This window comes from Brevundimonas mediterranea (assembly GCF_011064825.1).
Lineage (GTDB): Bacteria > Pseudomonadota > Alphaproteobacteria > Caulobacterales > Caulobacteraceae > Brevundimonas > Brevundimonas mediterranea_A.
In genome coordinates this window covers 1763999-1779764 of sequence record NZ_CP048751.1, presented here as the reverse complement: position 1 = coordinate 1779764, position 15766 = coordinate 1763999, and the positions used below count along the sequence as shown (strand labels likewise).

The following is a 15766-nucleotide window of genomic DNA, read 5'->3' as shown; positions in this document are numbered from 1 at the left end:
GAAGGGACATATGTCTCTCTATGAACGCGGCGTCCGCGCGGCCCATCGGGGCTACAAGCTGACGCTGTCCCCCCTGATCGGCCAACAGTGCCGGTTTCTGCCGACCTGTTCGGACTATGGGCGCGACGCCCTGATCCAGCACGGACCGCTCAAGGGGGGATGGCTCACCGTGCGCCGCCTCTGTAAATGCCATCCCTTCGGAGGATCGGGCTATGACCCGGTTCCGCCTGCAAAGACTGACGAAAAAGAACAACAGTCATGATCGATCTGAAATTCCCTGACGGCGCCGTGCGCCAATATCCGGCCGGTTCGACGGCGCGTGACGTTGCGACCTCGATCTCGCCGTCCCTGGCCAAGAAGGCCGTGCTGGCCGAGCTGAACGGCGAGCAGCGCGACATGGGTCGGGTGCTGGAAACGGGCGGCGACTTCCGCCTGATCATGCGCGACGATCCCGCCGCGCTCTACACCATCCGCCACGACACGGCCCACGTCCTGGCCGAGGCGGTCCAGACCCTGTTCCCCGGCACCCAGGTCACGATCGGCCCGGCCATCGAGGACGGCTTCTATTATGACTTCTTCCGCGACGAGCCCTTCTCGACCGACGACTTCGCCGCCATCGAGAAGGAGATGGGCCGGATCGTCGATCGCGACGCCAGGTTCGAACGCGAGGTCTGGGACCGCGACGAGGCCATCGTCTTCTTCGAGGCGCGCGGCGAGAAGTTCAAGGCCGAGCTGATCAAGGACCTGCCCGAGAACGAGACCATCACCCTGTACAAGCAGGGCGACTGGATCGACCTGTGCCGGGGCCCGCACTTCCCCTCGACGCGCCATGTCGGCAAGGCGTTCAAACTGACCAAACTGGCCGGCGCCTACTGGCGCGGCGATTCCAAGCGCGAACAGCTGCAGCGCATCTACGGCACCGCCTGGGCGACCAAAGAAGACCTGGACGCCTATCTGCAGCGGCTGGAAGAGGCCGAGAAGCGCGACCACCGCAAGGTCGGCAAGGCGATGGAGCTCTTCCACATGCAGGAAGAGGGCCGGGGCATGGTCTTCTGGCATCCCAAGGGCTGGATCCTGTGGCGCGTGCTGGAGGCCTATATGCGCCGCCGCCTGGACGCCGCCGGCTATGTCGAGGTCAAGACGCCCCAGGTGCTTGACCGTAAGTTCTGGGAACAGAGCGGCCACTGGGACAAGTACCGCCCCAATATGTTCGTCTGCGAAACGGTCGAGGGCGAGACCCTCAGCCTCAAGCCGATGAACTGCCCCGGTCACGTCCAGATCTTCGACCAGGGCCAGCGCTCATACCGCGAACTGCCGCTGCGCATGGCCGAGTTCGGCGCCTGCCACCGCTACGAGCCGTCGGGATCCCTGCACGGCCTGATGCGGGTGCGCGGCTTCACCCAGGACGACGCCCACATCTTCTGCCGTGAGGACCAGATCGTCGAGGAGACGGCCGAGTTCATCAAACTGGCCCGCAGCGTCCACGCCGACCTGGGCATGGAGACCGCCTATATCAGCCTGGGCACCCGCCCGGAGAACCGCGCCGGTTCCGACGAATTCTGGGACAAGGCCGAGGCCCTGATGGCCGAAGCCGCTCGCGCGGCCGGGACCGAGCCGGTCGTCACCGAGGGCGACGGCGCCTTTTACGCGCCCAAGCTGGACTTCATCGTCAAGGACGCCATCGGCCGCGAATGGACCTGCGGCACGATCCAGCTGGACTATGTCCTGCCCGAACGGCTCGATGCGACCTACATCGCCGAGGACGGTCAGAAGCACCGGCCCGTCATGCTGCACCGGGCGATTCTCGGATCGTTCGAGCGGTTCATCGGCATCATGATCGAGAACTACGCTGGCGCCTTCCCCCTGTGGCTGGCGCCGGTCCAGGCCGTGGTGGCCACCATCACCTCGGACGCCGATGACTACGCTCGCGACGTCATGGCCCGGTTCAAGGCGGCGGGCCTGCGCACCGAGATCGACCTGCGCAACGAGAAGGTCGGCTACAAGGTGCGCGAACACTCGGTCGGCAAGGTGCCCGTCATCGCCGTGGTCGGCCGCCAGGAAGCCGAACAGGGCCTAGTCGCCATCCGCCGCCTGGGCTCCCAGGCCCAGACGGTGGTCACGGTGGAGGAGGCGATCCGCCTCCTGACCGACGAAGCGACCCCGCCGGATCTGAAGCGGGCCGGGTGAGGCGCTAAGCCCGGTTCCGAACAGTGGAACGGTTCTCCGCCTGATCGCTTGTGATGGGGTGCGCCCCCGCGCCCCATCACAATTTTTGCGAGAGACGATCATGGCCGAGAAAACCCTCGACACCCTGTTCCACGACACGCTCAAGGACATCTATTACGCCGAGCGCAAGATCCTGAAATCCCTGCCCAAGATGGCCCGCGCGGCGCAGTCGCCCGAGCTGAAGGCGGCCTTCGAGAAGCACAAGGACCAGACCGAAGGTCAGATCGAACGCCTGCAGCAGGTGTTCGAGATCATCGGCAAGGCCCCCCGCGGCAAGACCTGCGACGCCATCGAAGGCATCCTGGCCGAGGGCGACGAGATCATGGAAGAATACAAGGACAACCCCGCCCTCGACGCCGGCCTGCTGGCCGCCGCCCAGGCGGTCGAACACTATGAGATCACCCGCTACGGCACCCTGAAGCGCTGGGCCCTGGTGCTCGGCATGAAGGACGCCGCCGCCCTGCTGGACGAGACCCTGCAGGAAGAGTCCCAGACCGACGAAGACCTGACCGGCATCGCCGACGCCGCCGTCAACAAGGACGCGATGAAGTCCGCCGCCTGATCTTGTCGGCCGGATAAACAACGGAGGCGGCCGCGCGGTCGCCTCCGTTTTCGTATCTGATCAGTTGCGCAGCAGCTCGTTGACACCGGTCTTGGCCCGCGTCTGGGCGTCCACCCGCTTGACGATGACGGCGCAGTACAGCGACGGGCCGCCCTTAGGATCCGGCAGAGCGCCCGGAACCACGACCGAATAGGCCGGCACCTCGCCGCGGAAGACCTCGCCCGTGGCGCGGTCGATGATCTTGGTCGAGCCCGACAGATAGACGCCCATGGCCAGGACCGCCCCTTCGCGCACGATCACGCCTTCAGCCACCTCGGCGCGGGCGCCGATGAAACAGCCGTCCTCTATGATGGTCGGATTGGCCTGAAGCGGCTCCAGCACTCCGCCGATGCCCGCCCCGCCCGACAGGTGCACGTTCTTGCCGATCTGGGCGCAGGACCCGACCGTGGCCCAGGCGTCGACCATGGCCCCCTCATCGACATAGGCGCCGATGTTCACGAAGGACGGCATCAACACGACGTTCCTGGCGATATAGGCGCCCTGGCGGACGATGGCGCCGGGCACCGAGCGGAAGCCGGCGGCCTGATAGTCGCCGGCGGCCCAGTCGCCGAACTTGTTGGGCACCTTGTCCCAGTAGGGGCCGACGCCCGGGGCGTGGCTGGTCGGGCCGCGGTCGCCGGCGCGCATGATCTGGTTGTCGTTCAGGCGGAAGGACAGCAGCACCGCCTTCTTCAGCCACTGATGCGTGGTCCAGACCCCGTCCTCGCCGCGTGAGGCGACACGCGCCTGGCCGGCGTCCAGCAGGGCCAGGGCGGTCTCGACCGCGTCGCGGACATCGCCATGGGTGGCGGCCGAGACGTCGGCGCGGTCTTCCCACGCGGCCTCGATGACGGATTCGAGATGCGACAGGTCGGTCATGCGGCGTCCTTGAAGGTCAGGGCGTTGAGGAAGTCGAGAAGATCGGGGGCGATCCGGTCAATATGGTCCCCCAGGGGCTTGCCGTGGCCGTCGCCGATCAGGACGGTCGCCATACCCAGGGCCTTGGCCGGCTCCAGGTTCTTGGGCGTGTCCTCGAAGAAGGCGGCGCAACGGGGTTCGAAATCGAACCGCTCGATCATGCGACGAAAGGCCGATGGGGCCGGCTTGGGCGTCAGGTCGCCGTCCTCGATGGCGAACACCCCCTCGAAACAGTCGGCGACGCCGATCCGGTCCAGCACCCGATGCGCATAGTCCCGCGCGCCGTTGGTGAAGACGAAACAGCGCCCCGGCAGGGTCTTCAGACGCTCGGCCAGGCGCGGATTGGGCTCGACCCCGTCCAGCGGCACGTCGTGGACCACGTTCAGGAAGTCCTCGGGATCGATGGTGTAGTTGGCCATCAGCCCGGCCAGGGTGGTGCCGTGTTCATCCAGAAACTGGCGCTGCAGGATACGCGCCTCCTGGGGCGCCAGGCCGACCGCCTCGACCACATAGGCGTTGATCCGCGCCTGGACGAGGGACATCAGCCCCTGCTCGCGCGGATACAGGGTGTCGTCCATGTCGAACACCCAGGCGTTGACGTACGACAGGTCGATCAAGACGCCTTCACCAGGGTGCCGGCGCCGAATTCGGTGAACAGCTCCACCAGCATGGCGTGGGGCCGACGGCCGTCCAGAATGACCACGGCCTCGACGCCTGCGCGCACGGCCGCCATGGCCGTCTCCAGCTTGGGGATCATGCCGCCGTGGGCGACGCCGCTGTCGATCAGGGCCTGCGCCTCCTCCAGCGTCATCTGGCGAATGATGTCGCCGTCCGCGCCCTTGACCCCCGGCACGTCGGTCAGCAGCAGCATCCGCTTGGCGTTCAGCGATCCGGCGATGGCGCCCGCCACCGTATCGGCGTTGACGTTGTAGGTCTGTCCGTCCTCGGCGACCCCGATCGGGGCGATGACCGGCACCCAGTCCTCGGTCTCCGACGCGATCAGGCCCTTGATCAGCTTGGGATCGACCTTGGTCGGTTCGCCGACATAGCCCAGGTCCACCTCGTGCTCGATCATGCTGTCGGGATCGCGTTTGGTCCGGCGCGTCTTCTCGACCGTCAGCAGGCCGGCGTCCTTGCCCGACAGACCGACGCCGCGCACGTCCGCCTCCTTGCCGGCCATGGTGATCCAGTGGGCGATCTCCTTGTTCACCGCGCCGGACAGGACCATCTCGGCGACTTCCATCGTCGCCGGATCGGTGACCCGCAACCCGTCGACGAAGCTGGACCTGACCCCGGCCTTGTCCAGCATGGCGCTGATCTGCGGCCCGCCGCCGTGCACCACGACCGGGTTGACCCCCATCAGCTTCAGCAGCACCACATCGGCCGCGAACTGACGCGCCACGGCGCTCTCGCCCATGGCGTGGCCGCCGTATTTGATGACCACGGTCTCGCGGTCATAGACCTGAATATACGGCAAGGCCTCGGCGAGCGTCTTCGCCGTCTCCCAGCTGCGTTCTTCCGACTGGCGTTCTGTTTCGTTCATCACGCGCGCGAGATAGCGGGGGATGGGGGCGGTGTCACGGCGAAACCCGTTGGGTGCCCCTCACCGAGGCACCAGAGCCATCGCGCGAGTCAGGCGGTTAGGTCGATCCGTTCGACGGTAACTCCGCAAAACCACAATCGGGCGCCGCGGACGTGAATGCGAAATTCGAGCTTGCCCGCGTCCGGCCTCACATCCAGATGCATTTCCCAAGGCCCCTTCCGCTTCGGCACGTGTCGCGTAAGGACATTGGACCCGTCGGTGACGTCTAGGGTTATTCCGCCGCCCGGATCCTGTTTCAGATCGACAAGATCGAACTTGACGAGATAGTTTCCGGGCGTAAGACGCCGATTGGGGCCGGTGGTCGCCCCGCGTCTCGCTCTGCTACGAAGGCCGATAGCGCTGGCGAGGTTGCGGGCGTCGAGCAATATTCCGCCATCGACCCGTTTGGCGGCTCCCTTGAAACCGAATTGATCCGCCGAGAACCGACGTTTCTCGTCAAGAACGGCAAGCTTTTCATCGACAACGGTTTTGACAGCGCTTTCGCTGTCCAGCTTGCATCCAGCACAGGCCTTGAGAGCGTTCCAGCGTTTCTCGTTGAACAGACGTCTCACGCGGGCTCGAGAGGCGCTTGCCAAGGTCTCCACCACGCTCTCGCGCCGCAGATCCCCGATACGCCCATAGCGATGGAAATCCTGGCAACAGGTCAGGACAGCACCGTCCCAGTCGACGACAAGCTCCGTTATGACCATTTCGGGACCGCATCCAACAGCGGTAGGAGCTAGGGCCAGGTTGTCGTAATTCGGGCTCTGGCCGCAACGGTTCGACAGCGCGATGAACTCGGTCTCGCCTGCACCCCTCTCTTCCCAGTGCGATTTGATGTTGGCGATTTGATCAATATTTTGCCGGTGAACCGGACTGACGATATGAACCCGACCGGCTTGGTCCGCGATCAACTGCTCCGCACGCGGGAAGGTCCGCCGCACCTTGAGCGGGCGCATGACCGTCTCATAAACATCAGAAGTAAGCGCCTCGATATGCACCGCGATATCGTCGATCTTCGCCAGGGCGTCACGATGCTTGGCGGCGTCATAAAGCGCGGCGTTCGTGGAAAGACTGATATTCGCCTTCGGACATAGGCTCCGGATCATTTCGACGCGAGCCGCGAGATGGGGATCTTGCAAAGGCTCTCCGAACAAGCCGAAAGCAACTGTGCCGTCGAATTCGAGATCGGCGAGTTCCCGTATTATTCTCTCGAAAAGAGCCATATCCATGACCCCCTTGGCCTGGGTCCGTGAATAGACCTTGTTGGTTGGACAGTGACTGCAATTCGCATTGCAGACTGCGGTCGTGCCGATCACCAGGAAACGCAGGGATCGGTGCGGTATGTCACCCGGATAGAAGTTGAATCTGTCTTCATTCCTCTCGTATTCGCCGACAGGGGCTTGGGTGAAAAACCTCAGGTGTGTGGTCGAGACGTTCGCGCTGGCATGCCCCTCGAAGGTTATCTCCTGCGCTTCTGGCAGGTGAAATTTCAACGTGAGCGCATCTAACCTGACCATGGCGTCAGCGTCGCCGACACATACGTCATCCTTGGCCAGTTCATGACCTTCCGGCGACAGCGCGCGAACGGCGATGGTTTCGCTTTGGGCGTAGGGAGACATCTGAACCTGCAGCCTCACCATGTGAGGTCCAGCGATCAACTCCACGCGCTCGCGCATGAAGACCCCTTTAGAGGGAACCGCCCCCGCCTCGACTGGATCGATGACGTTCACGCCGCCGCGAAATTGCGTCATGGCCAGCTTCCTCATTCAACAGACGAATGCCCGCGCCTAGGCCATACACCGGCGCAGTCATTGCCCCACACCCGATCGGAACGCAATATCGCGCGCCCGCTTCACCAGACATACATTTACATTGACCCTCAGCGCTGGATATAGGGTCATCCGGCTCATTCAACACAGATGGGCTTCAGGAGCGTTCCCCCATTCCGTCTCCCGTCAAATTCTTCCGAGAACAGTCTCGGATCATCGGCGCGCTGGTCATGCGCGAGATCGTCACCCGATATGGCCGGGAAGGCATCGGCTTTCTGTGGGTAATCGGCGAACCTCTGGCCTTTTGTCTGGGGGTCATCATTTTGTGGTCTGCGCTTAAGCCCGCATACGAACACGGCATTCGATTGGGGCCATTCGTTATGACGGGCTATATGTCGCTGCTCCTGATGCGACATCTGGTGACGCACGGACTCAGCGCGCTGCAGGCCAATGTCGGCCTCATGTATCATCGCCTGATTTCCCCTCTGCATATTTTCGTGTCGCGCTTCGTTCTTGAAATCGCAGGCACGACGACGGCCTTCGCCGTGGTCTATGTAATCCTGGCGGCTCTGGGGCAGGTCGGCCTGCCGAAGGAGCCGCTGCTGCTTTACGGCGGCTGGCTGACACTGGCCTGGCTCTCCACCGGATTGGCGATGACCATCGCCGCCTTGGCCATTCGTTTCGAGACGGTTGAACGACTTGCCCAGTTGTTCATGTATCTTCTCATCCCCCTGTCAGGGGCCTTCTTCATGATTTCCTTCGTGCCCTCCACGTTCCGCACGGTTCTTCTCTGGCTGCCGATTCCCCACGCCGTCGAGATGATCCGCGCTGGCGTATTCGGCGAATTTGTCGAAACCCACTACGACCCGATTTACCCGATCATCTGGGGCGGAATATTCAATGCGGCAGGACTGTTGATGCTCCGCCTTTTCCGCGAACGCGTCGACGTCGAATAGGCCAAACAGAGACCTCAAATGTCCGATTCAAAACTGACCTATCTTGGCACGCATTCCGCATCCGTCGTCGAACGGAAGCCTCTTCGAGATTTCGCGCAAAAGGTGCCCAAAGCCTTTCTGGCGATCGTTGTGGCTCCCACGCTGCTAGCGACCGTCTATTTCGCCGGAATGGCCTCTCCCCGTTATGTATCGGAGGCCAAGTTCGTCGTCAGATCGCAATCTCAACAGGCGCCGAGCTCACTGGGTTTCGCGCTTCAGGGCGTGGGCCTGTCAACCTCCCAGACCGACGCCTTCTCGGTGCACCAATACATCGAATCCCGTCAGGCTATCGCGGATCTTCAGAAGGCGATGCCGCTCCGCGAAATGCTGGCTCCGCGCGGAGCGGATCCGTTCTTCCGCTTCCCCCGGTTTGGCGAAGGTCGCACCAACGAGGATCTGCATGACGCCTTCACCCGGTTCCTGACCGTAGGCTACGACTCTACCACCGGCATCAGCACCTTGCGCGTGGAAGCTTTCAGCCCTGAAGACGCCCGACATATCGCCACAGGTCTGCTGGAGGGCGGCGAAAGCTTGGTCAACCAGCTCAACGAACGCTCTTCCTCACAGGCCGTTGTGGACGCTCAACGGCGCGTCTCCGAAGCCGAACAACGCCTTGCAAGCGTGCAGACCACGCTCGCGAACTTCCGGAACCGCGAAGGCCTGATCGATCCGGCCCAGACCGCAACCGAAGGCGGGGAACTCATCGGCCGACTGATGTCGTCGCTCGCAGAACTCCGCGCAGAGCGGGCCCAGCTATCTTCTGGAGCGCCCCAGAGCCCTCAGCTTTCCGCGCTCGACACACGTATCCTCGCATATGAGCGCCAGATTGCAGAAGAGCGCGCAAAACTGGTTGGCAACACGACCTCGCTGGCGCCCAAGATCGGCGCATACGAGCGCCTATCCCTGGATCAGGAGCTTGCTGGACGAGAGGTCGCCGCCGCAAGGTCTAGCCTGAACGACGCCCGAACCGAAGCGCGTCGCCAGCAGCTCTATCTCGAACAGGTCGTCACGCCGAACCTGCCGGACAAGGCCACAGAGCCTAAACGCCTTCTGGCGATATTGTCCGTTCTGTTCTCAACCCTGCTCGCCTACGGAGTCGGTTGGCTGATATGGGCCGGGGTTCGCGAGCATCATCAACCATGACCCTCAATGAAGTCGCCGTTCCCGCGGCGCTTTCCGTCGTGGGCCTCTCCAAGCGCTATATCGAGGCGCCGAGCAGAAAGCCTCTTTTTCACGACCTGACATTCAACCTGCCCTGCCAAGGGCGGCTGGCCGTTCTTGGCAGGAACGGCCAGGGCAAGTCGACTTTGATAAAAATATTGGGTGGCGTGCTCGGCGCGAGTTCTGGCCAAGTCAACTGGCATGTGAGGCCATCTTGGCCCATCGGCTTCGGAGGCGGCTTCCAAGGCAGCCTGTCCGGCATGGACAACATCCGTTTTCTGTCTCGCCTATATGATAAGGACTTCCAGAACCTCCTCGCCCGCGTCGATGATTTCGCAGAGCTGGGATTGAAGTTGCGTCAGCCCGTAAAACACTACTCATCTGGGATGCGCGCACGCTTGGCGTTCGGTCTTTCCCTGGCCATCGAATTCGACTGCTATCTAATCGACGAACTCGTCGCCGTGGGCGATGCCCGGTTTCAGCAAAAATGTCAGGAAGAGCTTTTCGAGCGCCGCGGCGATCGCGCCTTCCTCATGGCCTCTCACGACATGAGCATGATCTCAAGGTTGTGCGATCGCGCCCTGATCATAGACGGCGGGCGCACAAAAATGTTCGACGACATTGAACAGGCCGTAGACATATACGGCTGGCTACGGGCCAGATGATCTCCATCCGCCGAAACCACATCTGGCTTCTTCCCTCCACGCACGAAGATAGCATCATGTCACACCTGCGCGACATGGCTGCGACAGCCGGCATGACCCTTCAGGATCGCCGCGGAGAGCGCCAGGAGCAGGCACCGCCACCGGAAGGCGAGTTGGTCGTCGTCGATCATCCAGCGGCCGTCGGCGGACTGGACCCGCATCAGTGGATCATCGTCCATACACGCTCCTTTGAGGACTCAGTCGAGGCCATGATGGCCGCCGCGATTACGTTCCGGCCCAGAGAGGCGGTTTCCAAACTTTCGACCTGGCTCGCGTTCGCGAACTATCTGACTTTGCACGGGGCCGCGCCGGTCGATGATCTATCGACGGTTGTCAATGCCGTCATGGGCGCAGAACCGGCCGTTTCCCACGCGAAGGACGACAGGGGCACGCACGCGCTCAGCCATTATGGATCCCTCCCCGTTGCCGCAAACGCCACAGCGACTTGGACGCCCGATATCTTCTCCTACACTTTGGGTCAGGAACGCGAGGGCGGCTCCCCGGAAATCGATCTGATAGGGCGAGGCCGCATACTGGTATATGGCCCCGATATCACACTCACATCAGGCGAATGGAAAATCGAAGCAGAGTTCGACTTTCTCGTTTTCGATGACGTGGTCGATCTTAGATTCGATTGGGGCCACGCCGAAGATACGACGACGGGTTTCTACAAGATAGAAAAAGCTGGCCGATACAAAATCGAAATGACGAGATCATGGCTTACCAATCAGACAGCCGAGCTTCGGCTGTGGGTCCAGCACGGAATGCTTCATGGGCAAATTCATTTCCTCGGGGCCGTTGTTTCACGAATCGCCTAGCCTAGATCGGGTCGAAGATGCGCCGCCATTTCGATCCGCTATATCTCTCGAGCGCTTCAAGTCCCCGCGTCAAAATCTTAACACTACAGAGCGAAAGTCGCCTTTCGAAGCTCTTGAACTGATAGGTTTAAAGAAATTCAGTCGTGATTGGTCGGCGCATTGTTAGAAAGTGGAGATCATTCGACGCTACAATACGCACTCCGATTACGCAGATCTAATATTAAGAAGGCAGTAACGGACGTTTCTCGACTCATAACGGGTTTTGGGCTAAAGCCATGCCACACTTGATCAAATCTTCGCCAATGTTTATAAATTTGGCGGGCAACGATTTGCAGAAGAGCTGAATGAACTTCGAGGATACCTCGCCTCGTTACAATAAAATGGCCCGACCCCTTCTATCCTCTATACGATGGTTAGGCGCTAACGCAGCCGGATACTCGGTGCCCACATGGGATACCGCACGGTCAAGCTCCCTTCTCTGGTAGGCCCCTCCGGTCTGTCGGTCGCCTTCGAACCAAATCCCGAGATAAACCCGTTCGTTGAACGAAACAGCATGCGAAACAGACTGTCGACCGCGCTGCACAAGGTCGCACTGGGGGACCTGATCGGCGTCTCTATCCCGGCCCTTCAGCCGCGGGAACCACGCTCAAGCGAGCTTGGTGGCGGACGGCCCTTCTGATTACTCCTGCGCTGGCGAGGTCCACACGCTCGGTTCCAAGATGGCCGGCAGTCCACCTGTCGTTCTGATCAAGTTGGATGCCGAAGGTTTCGAGCCCATGATTCTGGAAGGCGCTCAGGAGACGCTCTAGCGCTCTCCGGGGTGCGCGATCATTTTGGAGCTTAATCTTCACCGCTGACAGAAATATCGGCCGTTCGACGCCATTTATCCGCTACCGGGCAAGGCCCCGAATGCATTTGCGGTCACGCATGAAAGTCGCTTAAAGGGAATTGGATTGGATGAAATAGAGCAGTTCCTTGCGGGATGATTCCTCAGCGAAGATTACTTCTTTTTCTGCCCGGATGAACATGTCGAAAACCTGTCCGAGCTTTTAGTCGACGCGTCCTGAAAAAACGGCGACGCCACCTTGCACCCAGTCACGATCACGATCCAGAAACACGGGCGTGATGATGGTTGGGATATGGACGACATTTCGTGACGACGACAATTATCGATCCATGTAGGACGAGACACGCCATATGTAATCTTCGTGCGCAGGACAGATGAAGACATCAGCAATTCCACCAGGCTGAACCGCTGCGTAGTCTGCGATGTCGTCTATCGCCACCGGAGCGATGGTTCCGTTCGGCTTCATTAAAAAAATCGATCTATTCAGGGATATTGGCTCAAGCACAGCCTTGACTGATCCGTATTGGCTTTCCCAGAAAGCATGCACCTCGATGTGAAATGCGCATTTCGGACTGGCTTCGATAATACGGCGCGCGCCCGAAAGCACTTCCGGCTCAACGCCTTCGACATCGATCTTGATCAGATCCACATTCTTCAGATCGGGAAACAGCCGATCGAGCGGCATGACGGCGACCTCAATGTCCGCCACGTCTTGACGCCCAACGTCCCTTATGAAGGAAGCTCCTCCCCCGTTCCACATCGGCACCCGCAGCGTCGCCGTCCCTTCTTGGACGCCCGCCGCGACCACATGAACCTCGCACCGGCCGGCAAGACCGTTCAAAGCGACATTTTCGCGGAGCAGACGTGCAGTGGCAGGATTGGCTTCAACCGCCAGCACCCGCCCTTGGGAACCGACCATGTCGCCCCATTTGACGGTGTAGTATCCTACGTTCGCGCCAACATCGATGATCGTCATCCCCGGCTTGACGTAGGAACTGACGATGTCGTCGGCGAATGTTTCCCAGACCCCATGCATTACGATCCATGGCGTAATAGCTGAGTCCGCCGTATCGACAAAGAAGGGCTGCCCCGTCTTTAGTCGGGTAAGCGCCCTATTTCGTCCAAGATAAAAATACTGCCGATCCATAAAACCCCCGAAGACCCTAACGCTTCACATTAGAAGGACTGAGACACTCAGCACTGAAATTCGTTGGGAATAAGAAAGAACGCTTGCTCTTCACGCCCATCCACTCTTTCGCCCCACCCTGCCTGTCCTATATAACCCGGACGATTGAGCTTCGAACCTCGTCATCGGCGAGGTCCAGGCGCAAGCCTCGATAAGATACGCTAAGGGCGCTTTACTCCTCGCCCGCTCTCATTTTCAAAGCCGTAGTGTTCCCACACCCAATGACAGCGCCTACACCAGAATTCTCGGCCCTCGTTCGGGCGAAACGCATCATCCTGGCTCAACTCGGATCGACCTACCAAGAATGCGGGCTCGACTACTTCGACTGGTTCATCGCGAGACGTGACGGCAACGCAGACTTGGAAGCCATCAAGACGCAGTTCACGAAGCTCGAACGCTTCGGACTGTCGGACGGCACGACTCTGCAGGATTTCAAAGACCAGGTCCTGAGAGCTGAATTCGATCATCTGGTCTAGGCTTTGACGAGACAGCGCCCCATCAACGGCTGCAGTAAAGCATCCAGTCCTCAGTATGGGCGCGATCCAGAAGATCGCTCCGGGAAACCGGCCTCAGGGTGCCAGTCAGATCCAGTTCCTCCAGATCGCCATAAAGCGCGATCAACCACGATAGAAGTCCTTCCGGATTTCGGCAGCGATAAATGTTGTATTCAAGCAGCAACATCGGCCGATCCCGCTCGATTAGCTGCGCCGCGCCAGAAAGTGCTGCCTCTTCGGCCCCCTCCACGTCAATCTTTATGAAGTCGATCTTGGGCCAGCCTGCGAGCAAGTCTCCCAGACGCTCACTCCTGATGCTCAGCGCCCCCTCCCTCGCCTCGTGCAAAACATGGGCGTTCTTGGGCTCGTTCTCTGGCACGAAAAGCGTCAATGTCTCTCCCGCAAATTCTCCGACCGCGCATTCGACCACATCGGTTCGACCGGCATAGCCGTTGACGTCAACTGACTTCCTCAGGAGCTGGCAGGTCTCCGGATGCGGCTCCACCGCAAGGACCCGGCCGGCAGGACCGACAAGTTCCGCCATCAAGACGGTATAATAGCCATGGTTTGCACCGACATCGGCGACATGCATGCCCGACTTGATTTGACGCCCCATAAACGCAGGAATCCAAGGCTCCCATATCCCGTCCATAACAACATGGGCTCCGAAACCCACATCTCGGCCCGACACATAGAGCTTGTAACGGCCCATGACGCGGCACAGGACGACGCCATCTCCGAGATACGCACTCGCAGCGCGCGCACGCGCGCGGCGCTCGAATTGATAGCGATCGAGTCCGACAATTTCATCCAAACTCAGAAGCGGGAGTTCGTGCGAAAATTTCGCGGGAACATGCTCACGACGCTTAAACAACGTTTTCTCTTTCCGTTCCAACGATTAGCCTATGCCGCAAAAGGCAGCCACGGCATCGTTTAGGGCTGTGCGCTAATGGAATCCAGAGCTAGGTTCACCCCCATGAGCAAAGTCATCCGGCGCAGTCCGATCATCAAAGGCTGGAGCAGCCTGGACGAAATCGTCGTACGACATCCGGACGAAAGCACTTGGCGGCGCACTGTCGAACACCACGGTGTGTCTTCTGCAGTCTTGCCATACGACGAGGACAGAAAGACCTGCATTCTTGTATCGATGCCTCGCCCGGCCGTTCTCTTGGCAGAACAGGGAGCGCATCTTCTGGAATTGCCCGCAGGCATGGTTGATGATGAAGAGTCATATGAAGCCGCAGCACGAAGAGAAGCACTTGAGGAAGCTGGCCTTCAGCTCGGCGAACTCGAGTTGGTAGTCAAACTATGGACCATGCCCGGCCTGTCCACAGAGCGGGTCGCCATCTTCCTCGCCCCTTACGCGACACAGGATCGCATAGCCGCAGGCGGAGGCATCGAGGAAGAGAATGAACAGATAGTCGTTCACGAATTGACGTTGAGTTTTTTAGGTCGCCTCGCAGTTTCTGGCACGTTGGAAGATGGAAAAACCCTGATTGCCGCTCAAGCCCTCATGCTGAAGCGTCCAGAGCTGTTCAAATAAATAATTGCTCGGTTAACAAGCGGGTTGCCTTATTGCGGTTCATGCTTGGCTCAGCTATCTGCACCGCTATCGGGGCCGACACACATAGGGGATCGTATGACCAAAGCGGTAATTCTTGCCGGCGGCTTAGGCACGCGCCTCGCAGAAGAGACTGGCACACGCCCCAAACCGATGGTCGAGATCGGGGGAATGCCTGTCCTGTGGCACATCATGAAGATGTACAGTGCCCACGGAATCACGGAGTTCGTTATCTGCCTTGGCTACAAAGGCTATGTGATCAAGGAGTATTTTAACAACTATTTCCTGCACCGGTCTGACGTAACAATCGATTTAAAGAATAATTCGAGGGAGGTGCACAACGCCGCAGCAGAGCCTTGGAAAATTACTTTGGTTGATACCGGCGAACTGACGATGACCGGCGGCCGCATCAAACGCATCCTGCCCTATGTCGCAGGTGATGATTATTTCTGCATGACCTATGGCGATGGCGTCGGCGATGTCGATATCGCCGCTGGGATCGAAGCTCACGAAAAGTCCGACCGACTGGCCACCGTGACCGGCGCACAACCGCCAGGCCGTTTTGGTTCCCTGGAACTGGAAGGCGATATGGTGCGCGGTTTCCGTGAAAAGCCGGCCGGCGACGGTGGCTGGATCAACTGCGGCTTCTTCGTGCTGTCGCCGAAAGTCGGCGACTACATCGAAAACGACACGACAGCGGTTTGGGAACAGGGCGCCATGGAAGGCCTCGCCCGCGACGGTCAGCTGGGCGTCGTTCTGCACGAGGGGTTCTGGCAGCCCATGGACACGGTTCGGGACAAGTCGCGCTTGGAAGAACTGTGGGCTTCGGGCGCCGCGCCTTGGAAACAGTGGTAGTTTCACCCCATCCTCGTCCCGTTATAAACGCCTTAAAAGCTGACGC

Annotated in this window: 16 protein-coding genes; 10 read left to right on the top strand and 6 right to left on the bottom strand. The window is 60.3% G+C overall.

Annotated features, from left to right (window positions below; genetic code table 11):
* Nucleotides 1-10 precede the first annotated feature (10 nt).
* The 3 genes from yidD to GYM46_RS08655 all read left to right on the top strand — a co-directional run bounded on the left by yidD (nt 11) and on the right by GYM46_RS08655 (nt 2788).
* A complete protein-coding gene (yidD, locus tag GYM46_RS08665) occupies nt 11-262 on the top strand; it encodes a membrane protein insertion efficiency factor YidD (RefSeq protein WP_008261575.1) in 252 nt (83 codons plus the stop codon).
* Nucleotides 259-2187 carry a threonine--tRNA ligase gene (gene thrS, locus GYM46_RS08660; protein WP_164952647.1) on the top strand — a complete coding sequence of 643 codons (1929 nt, stop codon included), beginning with the start codon at nt 259-261 and terminating at the stop codon, nt 2185-2187. The genes yidD and thrS overlap by 4 nt, the downstream gene beginning before the upstream one ends.
* Before the next feature lie 100 nt (nt 2188-2287).
* Nucleotides 2288-2788 (top strand): ferritin-like domain-containing protein, encoded by a 501-nt coding sequence (locus GYM46_RS08655; RefSeq protein ID WP_164952646.1) that lies wholly within the window; start codon nt 2288-2290, stop codon nt 2786-2788.
* A gap of 60 nt (nt 2789-2848) precedes the next feature.
* On the opposite strand, the gene dapD is transcribed toward GYM46_RS08655, so the two are convergent.
* From dapD to GYM46_RS08635, 4 genes are all read right to left on the bottom strand, one after another.
* Nucleotides 2849-3706: a 2,3,4,5-tetrahydropyridine-2,6-dicarboxylate N-succinyltransferase gene (gene dapD / locus GYM46_RS08650; protein WP_164952645.1), complete on the bottom strand. Its 858-nt coding sequence runs from the start codon at nt 3704-3706 to the stop codon at nt 2849-2851.
* Nucleotides 3703-4362: a pyrimidine 5'-nucleotidase gene (locus GYM46_RS08645; protein ID WP_164952644.1), complete on the bottom strand. Its 660-nt coding sequence runs from the start codon at nt 4360-4362 to the stop codon at nt 3703-3705. The genes dapD and GYM46_RS08645 overlap by 4 nt, the downstream gene beginning before the upstream one ends.
* Nucleotides 4359-5288 carry an acetylglutamate kinase gene (gene argB / locus GYM46_RS08640; RefSeq protein ID WP_164952643.1) on the bottom strand — a complete coding sequence of 310 codons (930 nt, stop codon included), beginning with the start codon at nt 5286-5288 and terminating at the stop codon, nt 4359-4361. The genes GYM46_RS08645 and argB overlap by 4 nt, the downstream gene beginning before the upstream one ends.
* An 89-nt stretch (nt 5289-5377) precedes the next feature.
* Nucleotides 5378-7081 carry a radical SAM/SPASM domain-containing protein gene (locus tag GYM46_RS08635; RefSeq protein WP_164952642.1) on the bottom strand — a complete coding sequence of 568 codons (1704 nt, stop codon included), beginning with the start codon at nt 7079-7081 and terminating at the stop codon, nt 5378-5380.
* A gap of 191 nt (nt 7082-7272) precedes the next feature.
* On the opposite strand from GYM46_RS08635, the gene GYM46_RS08630 reads away from it, so the two are divergent.
* The 4 genes from GYM46_RS08630 to GYM46_RS08615 are packed head-to-tail and all read left to right on the top strand — an operon-like array spanning nt 7273 to nt 10777.
* Nucleotides 7273-8055, top strand: a complete 783-nt coding sequence (locus GYM46_RS08630; RefSeq protein ID WP_268865003.1) for an ABC transporter permease — start codon at nt 7273-7275, stop codon at nt 8053-8055.
* Between the two features lie 18 nt (nt 8056-8073).
* The gene (locus GYM46_RS08625; protein ID WP_154725880.1) at nt 8074-9237 is read left to right on the top strand and encodes a chain-length determining protein; all 1164 of its coding nucleotides are present in this window, start codon (nt 8074-8076) and stop codon (nt 9235-9237) included.
* A complete protein-coding gene (locus GYM46_RS08620; RefSeq protein ID WP_154725879.1) occupies nt 9234-9920 on the top strand; it encodes an ABC transporter ATP-binding protein in 687 nt (228 codons plus the stop codon). The genes GYM46_RS08625 and GYM46_RS08620 overlap by 4 nt, the downstream gene beginning before the upstream one ends.
* Nucleotides 9921-9976: 56 nt before the next feature.
* Nucleotides 9977-10777, top strand: a complete 801-nt coding sequence (locus GYM46_RS08615; protein WP_154725878.1) for a hypothetical protein — start codon at nt 9977-9979, stop codon at nt 10775-10777.
* A 1166-nt stretch (nt 10778-11943) separates the two neighbouring features.
* Here GYM46_RS08615 and GYM46_RS08610 read toward each other — a convergent pair.
* A complete protein-coding gene (locus GYM46_RS08610; protein ID WP_154725877.1) occupies nt 11944-12771 on the bottom strand; it encodes an FkbM family methyltransferase in 828 nt (275 codons plus the stop codon).
* A 260-nt stretch (nt 12772-13031) separates the two neighbouring features.
* Between GYM46_RS08610 and GYM46_RS08605 the strand changes: the two genes are divergently transcribed.
* Nucleotides 13032-13286, top strand: coding sequence for a hypothetical protein (locus tag GYM46_RS08605; RefSeq protein WP_154725876.1), 255 nt, complete (start codon nt 13032-13034; stop codon nt 13284-13286).
* Nucleotides 13287-13308: 22 nt separating this feature from the next.
* On the opposite strand, the gene GYM46_RS08600 is transcribed toward GYM46_RS08605, so the two are convergent.
* Nucleotides 13309-14199: an FkbM family methyltransferase gene (locus GYM46_RS08600; protein WP_154725875.1), complete on the bottom strand. Its 891-nt coding sequence runs from the start codon at nt 14197-14199 to the stop codon at nt 13309-13311.
* 81 nt (nt 14200-14280) lie between these two features.
* On the opposite strand from GYM46_RS08600, the gene GYM46_RS08595 reads away from it, so the two are divergent.
* Both GYM46_RS08595 and rfbF read left to right on the top strand, forming a co-directional pair.
* On the top strand, nt 14281-14847 hold the full coding sequence (locus GYM46_RS08595) for an NUDIX domain-containing protein (protein ID WP_154725874.1): 567 nt from the start codon (nt 14281-14283) through the stop codon (nt 14845-14847).
* 96 nt (nt 14848-14943) lie between these two features.
* Complete coding sequence (rfbF, locus tag GYM46_RS08590; protein WP_154725873.1) at nt 14944-15720, top strand: glucose-1-phosphate cytidylyltransferase; 777 nt, start codon at nt 14944-14946, stop codon at nt 15718-15720.
* Nucleotides 15721-15766: the final 46 nt, after the last annotated feature.